This window comes from Agreia sp. Leaf210 (assembly GCF_001421485.1).
Lineage (GTDB): Bacteria > Actinomycetota > Actinomycetes > Actinomycetales > Microbacteriaceae > Agreia.
In genome coordinates this window covers 1,200,875-1,215,096 of record NZ_LMKK01000001.1, presented here as the reverse complement: position 1 = coordinate 1,215,096, position 14,222 = coordinate 1,200,875, and the positions used below count along the sequence as shown (strand labels likewise).

Genomic DNA, 14,222 nt, shown 5'->3' with positions numbered 1-14,222 from the left:
CCGCGTTCGTGCTCGAATGCCTCCATTCGTGGCCGGGGGGAGACGCACGTTTGGAGGTATTCGGGCACAAAAGCCGCCGTCAGTGCTGGGTCTCGAGGCCCCAGGCGGCGGCATCCAACGACTGGATCGCGGCGATCGTCGCGCCGATCGCGGGCACGGCGGTGGCGCCCTGCGCGGTGACGAGGTGAACGGTGCGGTAGTCGGTGGCGGCCGGCGGGCGCGTCGCGACGCCGGCGGGCAGCGGCGTGGCCGCAAGGGCGAGCGAGGGCAGGAGCGCGACACCCAGCCCTGCCGCGACCATGGCCAGAACGGCCTGCACATTGTCGGTCTCGTAGCCGAGGGCGGGGGTGAATCCGGATGCCTCGCACAGCTCGACGAGGTGACCGCGGCACCGCGGGCACCCGGCGATCCATCCCGAGTCGGCGAGACTCGACAGCTCGATCGCCCCGTCGCCGAGCCCGGGAGCATCCGGAACCACGAGCAGCATCTGCTCGCGCCACAGCGGCATGGTGACGAGGCCCGACGCGCTCGCGCGGTGCGGATCGTCGGGGTCGCCCGGGTAGCTGAAGGTGAGGGCGATGTCGGCGGCGTGGTCGCGCACGGCCTGCACCGCCTCGGGCGGCTCGGCCTCGAGATAGCTGAAGCGCACCCCGGGATGCCGCCCGGTGATGTCGCCCAAGAGCCTCGGCACGACGGTCGACGAGGCGGAGGGGAAGGCCGCGATGCGCACCAGACCCGAGCGCAGCCCCGACAGATCGGCGAGCTCGTCGGCCGCCGAGTCGATGGCGCGCAGCACCGTGGCCGCGTGCCGGGCGAGCACCTCGCCGGCCTCGGTCAGCTCCACCCCGCGGGCCACGCGAGTGAGCACGGGCATTCCCAGTTTCTCTTCGAGGCGCTTGATGTTCTGGCTGATCGCCGGCTGGCTGTAGCCGAGCGCCGCTGCTGCTGCCGTGATCGATCCACGGTCGGCGATCGCCCTGATCACGCGGAGCGTCTGGGAATCGAGGTCCGTGGCGACGGCGGAGCGTGAGGCGGGCGCAAAGGTCATGGACGCATCATAACGAGCGCTTATGCTCATGATCTCGAAATTGCCGTTGTCGAATGGCTTGAACGCGATCATTCTTGATGCATGACAACACTCGCCGAGGCTCGTTCACAGTTCGTCGGTGGCCGGCGCTACCTCGGCGCGTGTTCGCTCGGCCTGGCGGGCACGGCGACCCTCGCGGCGATGCAGGCCGACCAGGCCGACTGGGCCGCCGGGCTCTGCTCGCCCGCCAAATACGACGCGACCATCGACCGCACCCGCGCATCCTTCGCCCGCATGATGGGCATCGAGGCCAGCCGGGTGGCTATCGGGTCGCAGACGTCGGCCATGGTCAGCGTTCTCGCGGCGGCGGTGCCCGACGGCGCCGAAGTGCTCTGCGTCGACGGAGATTTCAGCTCGATGGTCTTCCCGTTCGTGGTCGCCGAGAAGCGCGGCGTCGTGGTGCGACACGTTCCTCTCGAGGCGCTCGCGGCATCCATCACCCCGACCACGCACCTCGTGGCCTTCTCTCTGGTGCAGTCCGCGTCGGGCAAGGTCGCCGACGTCGATGCCATCGTGTCGGCGGCCCGCCAGAACGGCGCGCTCACCGTGTGCGACACCACGCAGGCGGCGGGCGCGATGCCCGTCGACGCCTCGCTCTTCGATGCCACCGTGTGCCACGCCTACAAGTGGCTGTGTGCCCCGCGAGGAGCCGCCTTCATGACTCTCTCAGAGGAGTACCAGCGCACGCTGTCGCCCATTCAGGCCAACTGGTACGCGGGCCAAGAGATCTGGGGATCCTGCTACGGCCCCACCATGAACCTCGCCGCCGACGCCCGCAGCTTCGACGTGTCGCCGGCCTGGCCCGTGTGGGTGGGGGCAGAGCCCGCTATCGAACTCTTCGCATCGCTCGACCTCTCAGAGGTGCACGCGCACAACGTCGCCCTGGGCGATGCGCTCTGCGACGGGCTCGGCATTCCCCGGCGCGGTCAAGCGATCGTCACGTGGCCGGATGCCGATGGCCGGCACCTCAGGGCGTTGATCGCCGCCGGCATCGTGGCTTCGGGCCGTGCCGGATGCGCGCGGGTGGCATTCCACCTCTGGAACGACGAGCAGGACGTCGCCGACATACTCACAGCACTCGCCGTGGCCCCAACGTCGAGTTGACGTTATAGGCGCCCCGGAGGTCTCGTGTTGCCAGTTCCGTTGGTCTGAACTGGCAACACCCTGGACTCCTCGGCGATCGAATCGGCAACTCGCGAACGACCGACGAGGCGCTAGCTGTCGGCGCGGCGGGTGACGTGCACGATCGCCGTCCCGACGGCCCAGCCGAGCACGGTTCCCGTGGTGTTCGTGAGCAGATCGTTGACGTCGGCGGTGCGGCCCACCTGGGCGAGGTACTGACTCAGCTCGATGCCCACCGACAGCAGCAGCCCGATCAGCAGAGCCACAGAGAAACGTACGCCCGCCGCGACGAGTAGCAGCCCGAGCGGAATGAACACGCCCACATTGAGCACCGCGTCGACGACCGCGCCGGGCCCCTGGAACGACAGCGGCACGAGATTGAGCAGCGTGCCCTTTCCGGAGCTCGGACGCATCGTCAGAAAGAGCAGCCCCGCGAGCCACGCGGCCAGCGAGAGGGCGACGGCGGCGCGGTCGCCACGCGGAGTGCCGTCGGCGCCTCCATCGCCCGTGGTTCGATCGCTCGCGGTTCGACGCGCACGGCGCACCACGAGCACGACGCCCGCGATGCTCACGACGACGAGCACGGCCGCGAATGCGAGCTCGGCAGAGAAACCGGTCACGCGGTGATGCGCAGGCTCACGCGCTTCTTCTTGCCCTTTTTGCCGAGGCGTTCGATGAACATGAAGATGCGGTACTCGAACCGGTATTTGGCCAGGAAGATGCGTTCCTGGCTGGCGCGGGCCGCGTCGCTGTCGACGATCTCAGCGTGAGCCGCGACGGTCGGGGCGCCGTCGGCGACCTTGCCCATGCGGTCTGACGGGCGCAGCTCGACGCGGTCGTTGTTGCGCAGTCGCTTCACCTTGCCGGTTCCGTCGGGTGTCGTGACGATGAGCGCGTCGCCGTCTTGGGCGATCCACACCGGCGTCGGCACGCCCTCGCCGGTCTTGCGAAAGGTGGTGAGCGACACGAAACGCTCGTCGGCGATCGAGGCGAGGCCGGCATCCAAAGTCATGCGCCAACCCTAACCGGTGCCGCAGTCAGTCGATCAGGTCGAGGGCGGCCAGCCGGGCGAGGGTCTCGCGGCCCGCCGGCGGACAGCGGTGGGCGTCGGCGGTGGTCACCCAGTGCACCGCGTCGACCTCGGCGGATGCGACGGGCTCGTCGTTCGTCGACCCGGCGAAGACGCGCATCTCGACGAGCCGGCCATCCGGTTCGCCGTGCGCCTGCACCCTCACAGTGAAGAGCTCGTCGACCGACGCGCGCTCGAGTTCGACCGATACCTCCTCGCGAGCCTCACGGATGGCCGCGTCGAACGCCGTCTCGCCCGGATCGATCTTGCCGCCCGGCATGTAGATGACGTCGCGTCCGCGCGCCGTGACCATGAGAACCCGCCGGTCGCGCACGAGGGCCACAGCCGCGACGAGAATGGTCGGAAGCTCAGCCATCGATCGCGTTCCGGGCGTTCCACTCGACGTCGAGGATCGCGTAGACGGCCAGGTCGGCCCACTCGCCCTTGAAGATCTCGCTGTGCACGAAGTGGGCCTCGTGGCGCATGCCGAGGCGGGTGCAGAGTGCGGCCGACGCCGTATTGCGCGGATCGAGTTCGGCGACGACGCGGTGTGAGCCGAGGTCATCGAAGGCCAGGCTGAGAACCCGGGATGCGGCCTCGGTCGCGAAGCCTCTGCCCTCGTACTCCGGGTTCAACACCCAGCCGATCGTGGCCTGATGGTGTTCGATGCTCGAGAGCACCAGCGTCATGTCTCCGATGATGCGGGGGCGCGCGGTCGGATCGCTCGGCGATGGCGGCAACTTCATGCCGAGAACGATCACGTCGCCGTCGGCGGCCAGCGTCGTGTTGAGCCTGCGCGACAGATGCTCGGCGACCTCGTCGCGATTGCGCTTCGGCCACGGCAGATAGCGGATCACGTCGTCGCGCCCCGCGTAGGCGAAGACGTCGTCGAGATCGTCAGGAGTGAGCGTTCGCAAGACGAGGCGCTCGGTTCGGAGAGGCTCCGTCACGCGCAGCACGGCCTCGTCGCCCACTCAGGCTCCGGGTGCGCGGTGGGTGAGGGGCAGGGTGGAGGCGACGACAGCCTCCGCCGCCACGGGGGAGGCCTGCAGGCCGAACAGCGCCTCGACGGCCGCGAAGACCGTCTCGGTTCCGCCCGTGCGGGCGAGGTCGCGGGCTCTCACCGACGGTGTGTGCAGAATCACGCCGACCAGGTGTCGAAGCGCTCGCTCGGTCTCGTCTGACGAGTCTCCGCGCGATCTGGCCCGTTCGATCTCGGCGTCGAGCAGGTCGAAGAGGTGCGAGCGCAGGGCTACCACGGCGGGGGCGACCTCGGCCTCGGCGCGGGATGCGCGGTACTCGGCCGCGGCCTCGCCCACGAGAGCGCGGGCGTGCGACTCGGCGTTCAGCTCTTCGAGGGGAGCGTGCAGGCTGACGGTCTCGAGGTCGAGCAGTTCGGTTCCCGAGACCGTGGCGACCGCCGGGTCGACGTTGCGCGGCAGACCCAGGTCGATCACGAGGCGGCGCTCGACCGCGCCGTCGATGTCGGCCGCGGCTCCGAGCTGCTCGGCGGTGAGCACGACCGTGGGCGCGGTGCTGCAGGTGACGATCACATCGGATGCCGCAATGGCCCCGACCAGCTCGGCCTTGGCGACGGCCTGCAGCTGATGAGACGCGGCGAAGTTCGCTGCGCGGCCCGACGGCGAGTAGACCCGCACGTTGGTGACGCCGCGGTCGCGGAGGGCGGCGAGGCTGGCACGGGCGTAGCGACCCGTGCCGACGAGAAGAACGGTGGTGCCGGCCCAGTCGGTGACGCGGCTCTCCGCCAGGTCGAGGGCGAGGCGAACCAGGCTGCGCCCCGCTCCGCCGAGGCCGGTCTTGGTCTTGACTCCGCGTGAGGTCTTCGATGCGCGTTGGAACAGGCGCTCGAGATCGCCCGAGGTGGTGTGCTCGACGCGGGCGGTGGTGAGGGCGCGACGAACCTGCCCGGCGATCTCGTCTTCGCCGATGGCGACCGACTCGAGGCCGCTCGACACAGAGAAGAGGTGCTCGGCGACGGTGTCGCCGCAGAGAACCGTGAGGGTGTCGCGCACGTCGTCGACGTCGACGACGGATGCCTCGGCCAACACTTCGATAGCCTGTTCGGCTGCCAGGGCGGCGGCTGCGGTGAGCGGCTCGTCGACGTCGAGGTAGGCCTCGAAGCGGTTGCACGTGGCCAGAACCACGGCGCCCTGAATGAAGTCGCTCTCGGTGACGAGCGAGGTGGCGAGGGAGGGTGCGCCGATCGACAGCTTCTCGAGAAGATCGAAGCTGGCGTTGCGATGGTTCGCAGTCAGGCAGAGCAGCACCTGATAAGTCTACGTCCCGTAGAACACCGCTCAGGTAGCGCAGCTAAAATCGCCCGGTGACTTCGACAACCGCCGCACCCGCCCTGCCCGCCGAACACCCCCTGGTCGACGGGCGCACGGCATCCAGCGCTCTCGTCACCACCTACCGGGGCCGACGCGGCGACGTGACGCCCGTGTGGTTCATGCGGCAGGCGGGCCGCTCGCTGCCCGAGTACCGCGAGCTGCGGGTCGGAACGCAGATGCTCGATGCCTGCCTCGACCCCGAACTCTCGAGCGAGATCACGCTGCAGCCCGTGCGTCGGCACGGAGTCGACGCCGGCATCTTCTTCAGCGACATCGTGATTCCCCTGAAGCTCGCCGGAGTCGACGTCGACATCGTTCCGGGCCGCGGGCCCGTGCTCGGCAAGCCGGTTCGTACCGCCGCCGACGTTGCCGCGCTGCCCACGCTCGATCCCTCCGCCCTCGCTCCTGTGGCCTCGGGCGTCGCACGAACTGTCGCGCAGCTGGGTACCACCCCGCTCATCGGATTCGCCGGTGCCCCCTTCACCCTGGCCGCGTACCTCGTCGAGGGTGGTCCGTCGAAAGACCACCTGCGGGCGCGCACCCTGATGCACGCCGATCCGGATGCCTGGGCCGGCCTGCTCGATTGGGCCGCGACGGTCACGGGTCAGTTCCTGCGCGCGCAGGTGCTCGCCGGCGCTTCCGCCGCGCAGCTGTTCGACTCGTGGGTGGGATCGCTGTCGCTCGCCGACTACACGGCCCATGTGCAGAAGCACTCCGCGAAGGCGCTCTCTTACGTGGCCGACCTCGGTGTTCCCCGCGTGCACTTCGGCGTGGGCAGCGGCGAGGTCCTCGAGGCCATGCACGACATCGGCGCCGACGTGATGGGCGTCGACTGGCGCATCCCACTCGCCGAGGCGAGCCGTCGTCTCGGCGGGGGAGTGCCGTTGCAGGGCAACGTCGACCCCGCGCTGCTCTCCGCGCCCTGGCCCGTGCTCGAGAGGCACGTGCTCGACGTTCTCGAGAGCGGAAAGGCCGCGCCGGCCCACGTGCTCAACCTGGGCCACGGGGTTCCGCCCGAGACCGACCCCGATGTGCTGACTCGCATCGTCGAACTCGTTCACTCGCGATGACCGCCTCGGCCAAGAGCGACGGGCACGCTTCTTTCTCAGAACAAGAGGTCGTCGACGTCGTCGTCATCGGCGCCGGTGTGGCCGGGCTCGTCGCGGCGCGGGAGTGCGCGCGCAAGGGCCTCCGGGTGGTCGTGCTCGACGCGGCCGAGACCCCGGGTGGTTTCGTCGCCACGCACTCTGTGGCCGGCATCCGGCTCGACAGCGGAGCCGAGAGCTTCGCCACCCGAGGGGGGGAGAAGGGCAAGCCCGGCCCCGTCGCGAGCCTGATCGCCGACCTCGGCCTGGGTGACGACATCGTCGCTCCGAACCCCCGCGGCGCGTGGGTGCAGCTGCCCGATGGTGCTGCTCCGCTGCCCAAGCTCAGCCTCCTCGGCATCCCCGGCGCCCCGCTCGCCGACGACGTGCGCCGCATCCTCGGCTGGAAGGGCGCGTTGCGGGCTCAGCTCGACCGCTACATGCCCCTTCTGCGCGTGCGACCCGAGACCGACCTCGGCGGCATCGTGCGCCGCCGTATGGGTCGGGCGGTGCTCGACCGCCTGGTGACGCCGATCGTGGCCGGAGTGCACTCCGCGTCGCCGCTGGTGGTCGACGTGCACGCCGTCGCTCCCGGGCTCACGAAGGCGATGACCAATCAGGGTTCCCTCTCTGGAGCGGTGCTCGCCCTGCTCGAGGAGCGCGGCACCAAGGTGAAGGCCGGATCCGCGGTGGGCGGCATCGACGGCGGTATGTTCCGGCTGGTCGAGGCGCTGGTCGCCGACTGTCAGAAGTTCGGCGTCGAATTCCGGATGTCCACCGCCGTTCGAAGCACCGGCCCGCTTCCCGAAGGCAGCGGCCTCTGGAACACCACGACCGCACCCGTCGGAGACGAGTCCGAGCCGCTCGCGATCACCTCGCGCGCTGTCGTCGTCGCTACATCGTTCCGATCTGGGCTGTCGCTGCTCGGCGCGCTCGGCGTCGACACGGGTGCCGCCGACGCCTGGCCGGAGCCCGCCTCGGTGGAACTGGCCACCATCGTGCTCGACGATGCCCGTCTCGACGCGGCCCCCCGAGGCACCGGGGTGCTGGTCGCCGAGGGAGTCGGCAGCGTTCGAGCGAAGGCGCTCACCCATGCCACGGCCAAATGGAGCTGGCTCGCGGCCCTCGCTGGACCGAGCCGCCACGTATTGCGACTGTCGTACACAATCGCGCCCGGGGCGGCGTCGCCCTCCCAGGCAGAGGCGCTGGCCGATGCCAGCGAGCTGCTCGGCCTCGCGATCGATCCCTCGACGGTGAAAGGCTTCGACGTCACCAGGTGGGACGACTCGCTCGCCTTCGCCACCGTCGGTCACCGCAAGCGGGTCGACGCGGTGCTCGCAGAGACGGATGCCGTGCCGGGCCTGCTCGTGGTCGGCGCCTGGGTGGCGGGCACGGGACTCGCGGCAACGGTCGCGCGCTCGCGCACCGTCGCATCCGACTTCGCCTTCGAGTTGAGCACCGGCGCGCTCTGACCCGGCCGTCGACCGATGACGCAGGTTGCTCAGCCGGCCTTGCGCACCCCGCGCAGGTATTGAGCCTCGGCCTCGTAGTACGCGGCCTCGTCGAGAAGGTGCGGTTTAGACAGCTCCTCTGCCTTCTCGATCGACATCTGCGCCAGATCGACGAGCCGGATGATCGCCACGCGAAGCACGTCGTCCCAACTCGCGTCGGAGCCGTACGCCTCGAGGATGATGCCCACGCGGCGCCGCGCCTCCTCCATGCCGGGCGCCCCCTCGGGTGTCGAGCCGGTCAGGGGAACGATGCGGGTCGCGAAGTAGGCGATGTCCCACAGGCGTGGACCAGGCGAGCACATGTCGAAGTCGATGGCGCCCACGAAGCGTCCGTCGCGGAAGGCCAGATTGTGGGGTGAGAAGTCGTTGTGACAGATCACCTCGGCCGGAACCTTGCCGCGCGACTGCCAGACGGCGTCGTCGAGACCGAAGCCGATACTCGCATCGTGCAGTTCGCGCAGTCGGGCGGCGCACTCGGCGAGCAGGGACTCGCTCCACACCCACTCCGGAAGCGGATACAGCGGAACGTCGCCGTCGATGAACGAGAGCCGCTCGCGCTCTCCCTCGATACCGAGCGGTCGCGGCGCCCACTCGATTCCCGCCAAGGCGAGGTAGTCGAGGTAGCGGTGCACGGTGGGAGTCCAGGGCCCGGCCTGTCGAAGAACCGTGTCGCCGCGACGCTCGACCACGTTCATGTTGCCGCCCGAGAGAAGTCCGTCCATAGCGCCAGCATAGAAGCGAGCGCGTCGGCGAACGGTGTCGCGCTCGCAGCACCCGCCTAACACACCGGCCGAGCGAAAGGGATCCCATTCGCCGCACAGGCGGCAAGGTCTACGCTTATAGCTCACGCCAACTCTCTAGGGATCGGAGTCGTTATGCGCGGCAAATTGATTTTGGTGGTCGGTCTGGCCACAGGCTACGTTCTCGGCTCGCGTGCCGGCAGGCCACGGTACGAGCAGATCAAGTCGGGGGCAGACAAGGTCTGGAACCTCGCTCCGGTGCAGCAGGTCGCGGGCGCGGTCAAGGAATTCGCCGGTCAGCGCGTCGACACCGTGCAGGTGAAGGCAGGAAACGCGACCAAGAAGGCCGTGCGTTCGCTGCTGCACCTCGATGACACGCCCACTAAGGCTGCGGGCTCGAAGTCCGCCGGTTCGGCGAGCAAGAAGTCGGCCGCGAGCAAGACGCCGGCCAAGACCTCGACGATGAAGCCGGCGACGCCCGCCCCCACGGCAGACGACGAGTAGGCCCGTCGTGACGAACCCTCTCAACCCGGCTCGCAAGAAGTCGCTCGGCGAACTCCTCGGTGAGCTTCCCGGCCTGCTCGTGAATCTCGTCAAAGACGAGATCGAGGGCCTGAAGCGCGAGATCACCTCGCGGCTCTCCAAGCTCGGAGTCGGCGCCGCTCTGTTCGTCGTAGCCGCGCTTCTCGGGTTCTTCGCGCTCGCGGTGCTGATCGCTGCGGCGGTCCTGGGCCTCGCAACCGTGTTCGAGCCCTGGGCGGCAGCTCTGATCGTGGCCGGTGTGCTGCTCATCATCGTCGCGATCCTCGTGCTCGTCGGTGTGCGCGCGATCAAGAAGGGCATCCCTCCGGTGCCCGAGAACTCGGTCGACAGCCTCAAGAAAGACGTCAATGCGATCAAAGGACTCGGCCGATGAGCGATAAGAAAGACGCACCCGTCGACGGCGCCGCGGTTCGCGCCACGACCCAGATGGCGAAGACGGCCCTGCAGGGCGACGGCAAGCCGGAGGCTCCGCAGCGCAGCTCCGCGGAACTCGCCGCCGACATCGTGAAGAACCGAGAAGCTCTCGCCTCGACCCTCGACGCCATCGAGTACAAGCTCAATGTGCCGAAGCAGGCAAAGCTCGCTGCGGCCGACATCTCCAACAAGATCCGCGTGCTGCGCGATGAGAACCCGGTGGCCTTGGCCGCGGGCATCGGCGGCATCGCGGTAGCCGTCGGCGGGGCAGTCTTCCTCGCCGTACGACTCATCTCCCGACGCTGACGCGTCGCACATTCATCCTCGCCGTCCGTCGGGCGGCCCGAACCAGCCGAGCGGCGACTTCGCCGAGCAAGTGAATGAGGAACATGACTGACCCGACAGTCGACCAGACGACCACGCCCGCCGATGAGGTCATCGGCTACACGCTGTGGGCGGTCTTCCGACGCAACCCCGACCGAGCGACCGCACTCGACGGACACGATGTGGCACGGGCCGTCGGCCAGCTCGACGACGCCATCGCGATCGTCGAGGCCGAGGGTGTCGTCGTGCGCGGCCTCTACGACGTCTCCGGTCTCAGAGCGGATGCCGATGTCATGTTCTGGCTGCACGGCGCCGTTCCCGAGACGCTCCAGTGGGCACTCCGCGAGCTCCGTCGCACGGGCCTGATCCAGCCGCTGCTGCCCACCTGGAACGCCATGGGCGTTCACCGCGACGCGGAGTTCAGCTCGAACCATCTGCCCGCGTTCATGCGTGGCAAGGAGCCCGCCGCCTGGCTCACGGTGTACCCGTTCGTGCGCAGCTACGAGTGGTACCTGCTGCCCGAGGAGGAGCGCCGCGCGATGCTCGGCGAGCATGGCCGCAAGGGCAGCCAGTTCCGCAGCGTCCTCGCCAACACGGTGGCTTCGTTCGCCCTCGGCGATTACGAGTGGATCCTCGGCCTCGAAGACGACAACCTGCTGAACCTGGTCGACCTCATGCGCGATCTGCGACAGACGGATGCCCGTCGTCACGTCAGAGAAGAGGTCCCGTTCTTCACGGGTCGCCGCATCACCACCGCCGAGGTCATCGAGGTGCTCCAGTGAGCGAGTTGGTACGCAACGCGACGCATGCCGCGGCCGAAGGCCCCGAGCACGTCACCGAGCCGACGCAGTACGACGCGATTCTGCTGGCCTCGTTCGGCGGACCCGAGGGGCAAGACGACGTCATTCCCTTCCTGCGCAATGTCACGCGCGGCCGGGGTATCCCCGAAGAGCGGCTCGAAGAGGTCGCTCACCACTACCGTGCGTTCGACGGCATCAGCCCGATCAACGCGCAGAACCGTGCGCTGCAGATTGCTCTGCAGGCCGAGGTAGACCGCCGCGGGCTCAACCTGCCGGTGATCTGGGGCAACCGCAACTGGGACCCGTACCTCGCCGACGCGCTGCGCGAGGCATCCGATGCCGGCCACAAAAAGCTGATCGCCATCGCGACCAGCGCCTACAGCTCGTATTCGAGCTGCCGCCAGTACCGCGAGGACTTCGCGATGGCGCTCGATGAGTCGGGGCTCGGCGACGTGCTCCAGATCGACAAGGTGCGCCAGTTCTTCGACCACCCCGGCTTCGTCGAGCCCTTCATCGAGGGCGTGCGCGAGGGCTTCGTCGAGTTGGCCAATCAGATGCCCGACCTCAACCTCGAGACCGAGGTCGAGGTTCTGTTCTCGACGCACTCGATCCCGTCGACGGATGCCGCACGCTCGGGCCCCGAGGCCCGTGGCTTCGGCGAGGGCGGCGCCTATCAGGCCCAGCACCTCGCGGTCGCCGAGGCCGTTATGCTCGCGGCCGAGTCCAGTGCCCCCTGGCAGCTCGTGTTCCAGTCGCGCAGCGGCCCGCCCTCGATGCCGTGGCTCGAGCCTGACATCAACGATGCGATCGCCGAATTGCCGGCCCGCGGCATCCGGGCTGTCATCATCGTGCCCCTCGGTTTCGTCAGCGACCACATGGAGGTGAAGTGGGACCTCGACAACGAGGCCCTGACGTCGGCCTCCGAAGCCGGCCTCGCGGCCGTGCGGGTGCCGACCCCGGGCATCCACCCCGCCTACGTCTCAGGGCTCGTCGATCTCGTTCTCGAACGGGTGCAGGCTACGCCCGCTGAGGAGCGTCCGGCAGTCACGAAACTCGGACCGTGGTACGACGTGTGCCGCCCGGGTTGCTGCGAGAACGTACGCTTGGGGTTCAAGCCCGCGATCTCCGGACTCGCGCCCTAACCCTTCGTTCCATCCTGAAAGCTCTTCTGTCTTGACCCGAATACTTCGCATCGCCACCCGTGGCAGCGCGCTCGCGCGCGCCCAGACGGGCATGGTCGCCGACCAGATCACCGCGGCGACGGGCGTTCCGACCGAACTCGTGATCATCAAGACAGAGGGCGACACGTCGAAGGAATCGCTGGCGTCGCTGGGTGGAACGGGTGTCTTCGCGAGTGCTCTGCGTGAGGCTTTGACGCGCGGCGAGGTCGATCTGATCGTGCACTCTCTCAAAGATCTTCCGACGGCGGCCTATCCTGGCCTCGTGATCGGCGGGGTTCCCGAGAGAGAAGATGCGCGCGATGTTCTCTGCACGCAGGGCGGCGTCTCGCTCGCCGATCTGCCCGAGGGTGCTCGAGTGGGAACCGGTTCTCCGCGCCGTCGAGCCCAATTGTTATCACTTCGTCCTGATCTGGAGGTCGTAGATATTCGAGGGAATGTCGACACACGACTACGATCGGTTGAACGGGGAGACCTTCACGGCGTCGTGTTGGCTGCAGCCGGACTCGAACGACTGGGTCGGCTGGCGGAGGCGTCGGAGTTCTTTGATCTTGAGCTGTGGCCGACCGCGCCCGGCCAAGGCGCTCTCGCCATCGAGGCGCGAGAAGGAGACGACATCACTGAGCTGTTGAGCATCGAACACGGGCTGACACGCACCGCTGTTCGAGCCGAAAGATCTGTTCTCGCCACCCTTGAAGCCGGGTGCGCGGCGCCGATCGGCGCGCACGCCACTCTCGACGGCGACCTTCTCGTTCTCACCGCTGTCGTCTACGACCCGTCTGGCGAGGCCGAGCTCGGATGCACCCGCAGCGCGACGCTCACCGGTATCGATGATGGTGTGGTGGCCGAGGCGCTCGGCGCCGCGGTTGCCGCCCAACTCCTCGAAGACGGCGCAGCCGAGCTGGCTCCGCTCGGAGGGGCTGCATGATGACGCCGTGGAGCAATCGTCCGCTCGGCGGATGGCGCGTGCTGGTTCCGCGAGGTGGCCCGTGGGGCCACGGCGTGGCATCCGATCTGCGCGCGGCGGGCGCGACGCCCGTCGTCGCCCCCATGATCAACTTCGCCCCCGCGGCAGACGACGAGGCCCTGAATGTGGCCCTGGCTTCGCTGGCCGACGGTGCCTTCGACTGGCTGACTGTCACGAGCGCCACCACCGTCGACGTTCTCTCGGCCCATCAGGCCACTGTTCCGGCATCGACGCACATCGCGGCCGTCGGAGAGACGACCGCGGCGGCCCTCACGGCGGCCGGCTACCAGGTCGACCTCGTTCCGCCGGAGGACAACTCGGCCAAAGGACTGCTGCGCGAGCTCGCCCAGTTCGAGCAGTACGGCGCAGAGCTGCGCATTCTCACGCTGCGCAGCGACATCGCCAAGCCTGTTCTCACCGAGGGTCTCATCGCTCGCGGTCACACCGTCGAATCGGTCGTCGCCTACAGAACCATCGGTGTTCCGGTCGACGAGGCGATCATTCGCGACATTCAGGCCGGAGAGTTCAAGGCCGTCTTCGTCACGTCGGGAAGTGTCGCGGAGCAGGTGCAGCTGCAGTTCGGCACCCTTCCCGAGACCACGATCGTCGCGGCCATCGGCCCGCAGACGGCCCGCGACGCCGAGTCTTACGGTGTGCGCGTCGACCTCGTGGCGAAGGAGCGCAGTGCGGTGTCGCTGATCGACGCCATCGTCGACGTGGCAAAGGCGCAGAAGTCCGACGGCGAATAGCCACCGGGCGCACAGCATCGCCGACTTAAACTCGCCGAATGAGCGCTATTCGACTTCAGTCGATACACGACGACGAGCTACCCGACTGGATTCGTCGGGGCAGTGCCGCCTACGCCGAGTCTCGGATACGGTCGGGTCAGTCTCCCGAGAGCGCGCACGCGCGATCGCAGAAGGAATGGGCTGAACTCTTTCCGGAGGGCAAGCGACTGGGCTAGTCGGGTGTCGCCGATGGCCGAAGTCGCGTTCAACAGGTGATTCTCGATACCACTCCGCGTGTTGCAG

At 68.5% G+C, this 14,222-nt stretch carries 18 protein-coding genes; 11 read left to right on the top strand and 7 right to left on the bottom strand.

The window, feature by feature from the left end; translation table 11 throughout:
• Positions 1-79 precede the first annotated feature (79 nt).
• Positions 80-1,048, bottom strand: coding sequence for a LysR family transcriptional regulator (locus ASE64_RS05845; protein ID WP_055777569.1), 969 nt, complete (start codon positions 1,046-1,048; stop codon positions 80-82).
• Positions 1,049-1,129: 81 nt separating this feature from the next.
• On the opposite strand from ASE64_RS05845, the gene ASE64_RS05840 reads away from it, so the two are divergent.
• Complete coding sequence (locus tag ASE64_RS05840) at positions 1,130-2,191, top strand: aminotransferase class V-fold PLP-dependent enzyme (protein ID WP_055777073.1); 1,062 nt, start codon at positions 1,130-1,132, stop codon at positions 2,189-2,191.
• A 110-nt stretch (positions 2,192-2,301) separates the two neighbouring features.
• Here the strand turns inward: ASE64_RS05840 and ASE64_RS05835 are convergent, their stop codons facing one another.
• Genes ASE64_RS05835 through ASE64_RS05815 form a run of 5 tightly spaced genes read right to left on the bottom strand, consistent with a single transcriptional unit; the run spans position 2,302 to position 5,566 of the window.
• Entirely contained in the window at positions 2,302-2,829 is a 528-nt protein-coding gene (locus tag ASE64_RS05835; RefSeq protein ID WP_055777070.1) for a VanZ family protein, read from the bottom strand.
• A complete protein-coding gene (locus tag ASE64_RS05830; protein ID WP_055777067.1) occupies positions 2,826-3,221 on the bottom strand; it encodes a PPOX class F420-dependent oxidoreductase in 396 nt (131 codons plus the stop codon). The genes ASE64_RS05835 and ASE64_RS05830 overlap by 4 nt, the downstream gene beginning before the upstream one ends.
• Positions 3,222-3,246: 25 nt before the next feature.
• Positions 3,247-3,654, bottom strand: coding sequence for an NUDIX hydrolase (locus ASE64_RS05825; protein ID WP_055777064.1), 408 nt, complete (start codon positions 3,652-3,654; stop codon positions 3,247-3,249).
• The gene (locus tag ASE64_RS05820) at positions 3,647-4,252 is read right to left on the bottom strand and encodes a GNAT family N-acetyltransferase (RefSeq protein WP_055777062.1); all 606 of its coding nucleotides are present in this window, start codon (positions 4,250-4,252) and stop codon (positions 3,647-3,649) included. Before ASE64_RS05820 ends, ASE64_RS05825 begins: the two co-directional genes overlap by 8 nt.
• Positions 4,253-5,566, bottom strand: coding sequence for a glutamyl-tRNA reductase (locus tag ASE64_RS05815; protein WP_055777059.1), 1,314 nt, complete (start codon positions 5,564-5,566; stop codon positions 4,253-4,255). It abuts the gene before it with no gap.
• A 56-nt stretch (positions 5,567-5,622) separates the two neighbouring features.
• Here ASE64_RS05815 and hemE point away from each other — a divergent pair, with 56 nt between their 5' ends.
• Positions 5,623-6,699 (top strand): uroporphyrinogen decarboxylase, encoded by a 1,077-nt coding sequence (gene hemE / locus ASE64_RS05810; RefSeq protein WP_200920102.1) that lies wholly within the window; start codon positions 5,623-5,625, stop codon positions 6,697-6,699.
• Positions 6,696-8,186 carry a protoporphyrinogen/coproporphyrinogen oxidase gene (locus ASE64_RS05805; RefSeq protein ID WP_055777056.1) on the top strand — a complete coding sequence of 497 codons (1,491 nt, stop codon included), beginning with the start codon at positions 6,696-6,698 and terminating at the stop codon, positions 8,184-8,186. The genes hemE and ASE64_RS05805 overlap by 4 nt, the downstream gene beginning before the upstream one ends.
• Before the next feature lie 29 nt (positions 8,187-8,215).
• Here the strand turns inward: ASE64_RS05805 and ASE64_RS05800 are convergent, their stop codons facing one another.
• Positions 8,216-8,947: a phosphotransferase gene (locus tag ASE64_RS05800; protein ID WP_055777052.1), complete on the bottom strand. Its 732-nt coding sequence runs from the start codon at positions 8,945-8,947 to the stop codon at positions 8,216-8,218.
• A gap of 153 nt (positions 8,948-9,100) precedes the next feature.
• Between ASE64_RS05800 and ASE64_RS17335 the strand changes: the two genes are divergently transcribed.
• The 8 genes from ASE64_RS17335 to ASE64_RS17565 all read left to right on the top strand — a co-directional run bounded on the left by ASE64_RS17335 (position 9,101) and on the right by ASE64_RS17565 (position 14,155).
• Positions 9,101-9,469 carry a YtxH domain-containing protein gene (locus ASE64_RS17335; RefSeq protein ID WP_156351656.1) on the top strand — a complete coding sequence of 123 codons (369 nt, stop codon included), beginning with the start codon at positions 9,101-9,103 and terminating at the stop codon, positions 9,467-9,469.
• 7 nt (positions 9,470-9,476) lie between these two features.
• Complete coding sequence (locus tag ASE64_RS05790; protein WP_055777049.1) at positions 9,477-9,881, top strand: phage holin family protein; 405 nt, start codon at positions 9,477-9,479, stop codon at positions 9,879-9,881.
• Positions 9,878-10,228: a DUF3618 domain-containing protein gene (locus ASE64_RS05785; RefSeq protein ID WP_055777045.1), complete on the top strand. Its 351-nt coding sequence runs from the start codon at positions 9,878-9,880 to the stop codon at positions 10,226-10,228. Before ASE64_RS05790 ends, ASE64_RS05785 begins: the two co-directional genes overlap by 4 nt.
• A 74-nt stretch (positions 10,229-10,302) precedes the next feature.
• The gene (hemQ, locus tag ASE64_RS05780) at positions 10,303-11,028 is read left to right on the top strand and encodes a hydrogen peroxide-dependent heme synthase (protein ID WP_156351655.1); all 726 of its coding nucleotides are present in this window, start codon (positions 10,303-10,305) and stop codon (positions 11,026-11,028) included.
• Positions 11,025-12,188 carry a ferrochelatase gene (locus ASE64_RS05775; RefSeq protein WP_055777039.1) on the top strand — a complete coding sequence of 388 codons (1,164 nt, stop codon included), beginning with the start codon at positions 11,025-11,027 and terminating at the stop codon, positions 12,186-12,188. The genes hemQ and ASE64_RS05775 overlap by 4 nt, the downstream gene beginning before the upstream one ends.
• Positions 12,189-12,219: 31 nt before the next feature.
• Positions 12,220-13,152: a hydroxymethylbilane synthase gene (hemC, locus tag ASE64_RS05770; RefSeq protein ID WP_055777036.1), complete on the top strand. Its 933-nt coding sequence runs from the start codon at positions 12,220-12,222 to the stop codon at positions 13,150-13,152.
• A complete protein-coding gene (locus tag ASE64_RS05765) occupies positions 13,152-13,940 on the top strand; it encodes a uroporphyrinogen-III synthase (protein ID WP_156351675.1) in 789 nt (262 codons plus the stop codon). Before hemC ends, ASE64_RS05765 begins: the two co-directional genes overlap by 1 nt.
• Before the next feature lie 38 nt (positions 13,941-13,978).
• Positions 13,979-14,155 carry a hypothetical protein gene (locus ASE64_RS17565; RefSeq protein WP_162234544.1) on the top strand — a complete coding sequence of 59 codons (177 nt, stop codon included), beginning with the start codon at positions 13,979-13,981 and terminating at the stop codon, positions 14,153-14,155.
• Positions 14,156-14,222: the final 67 nt, after the last annotated feature.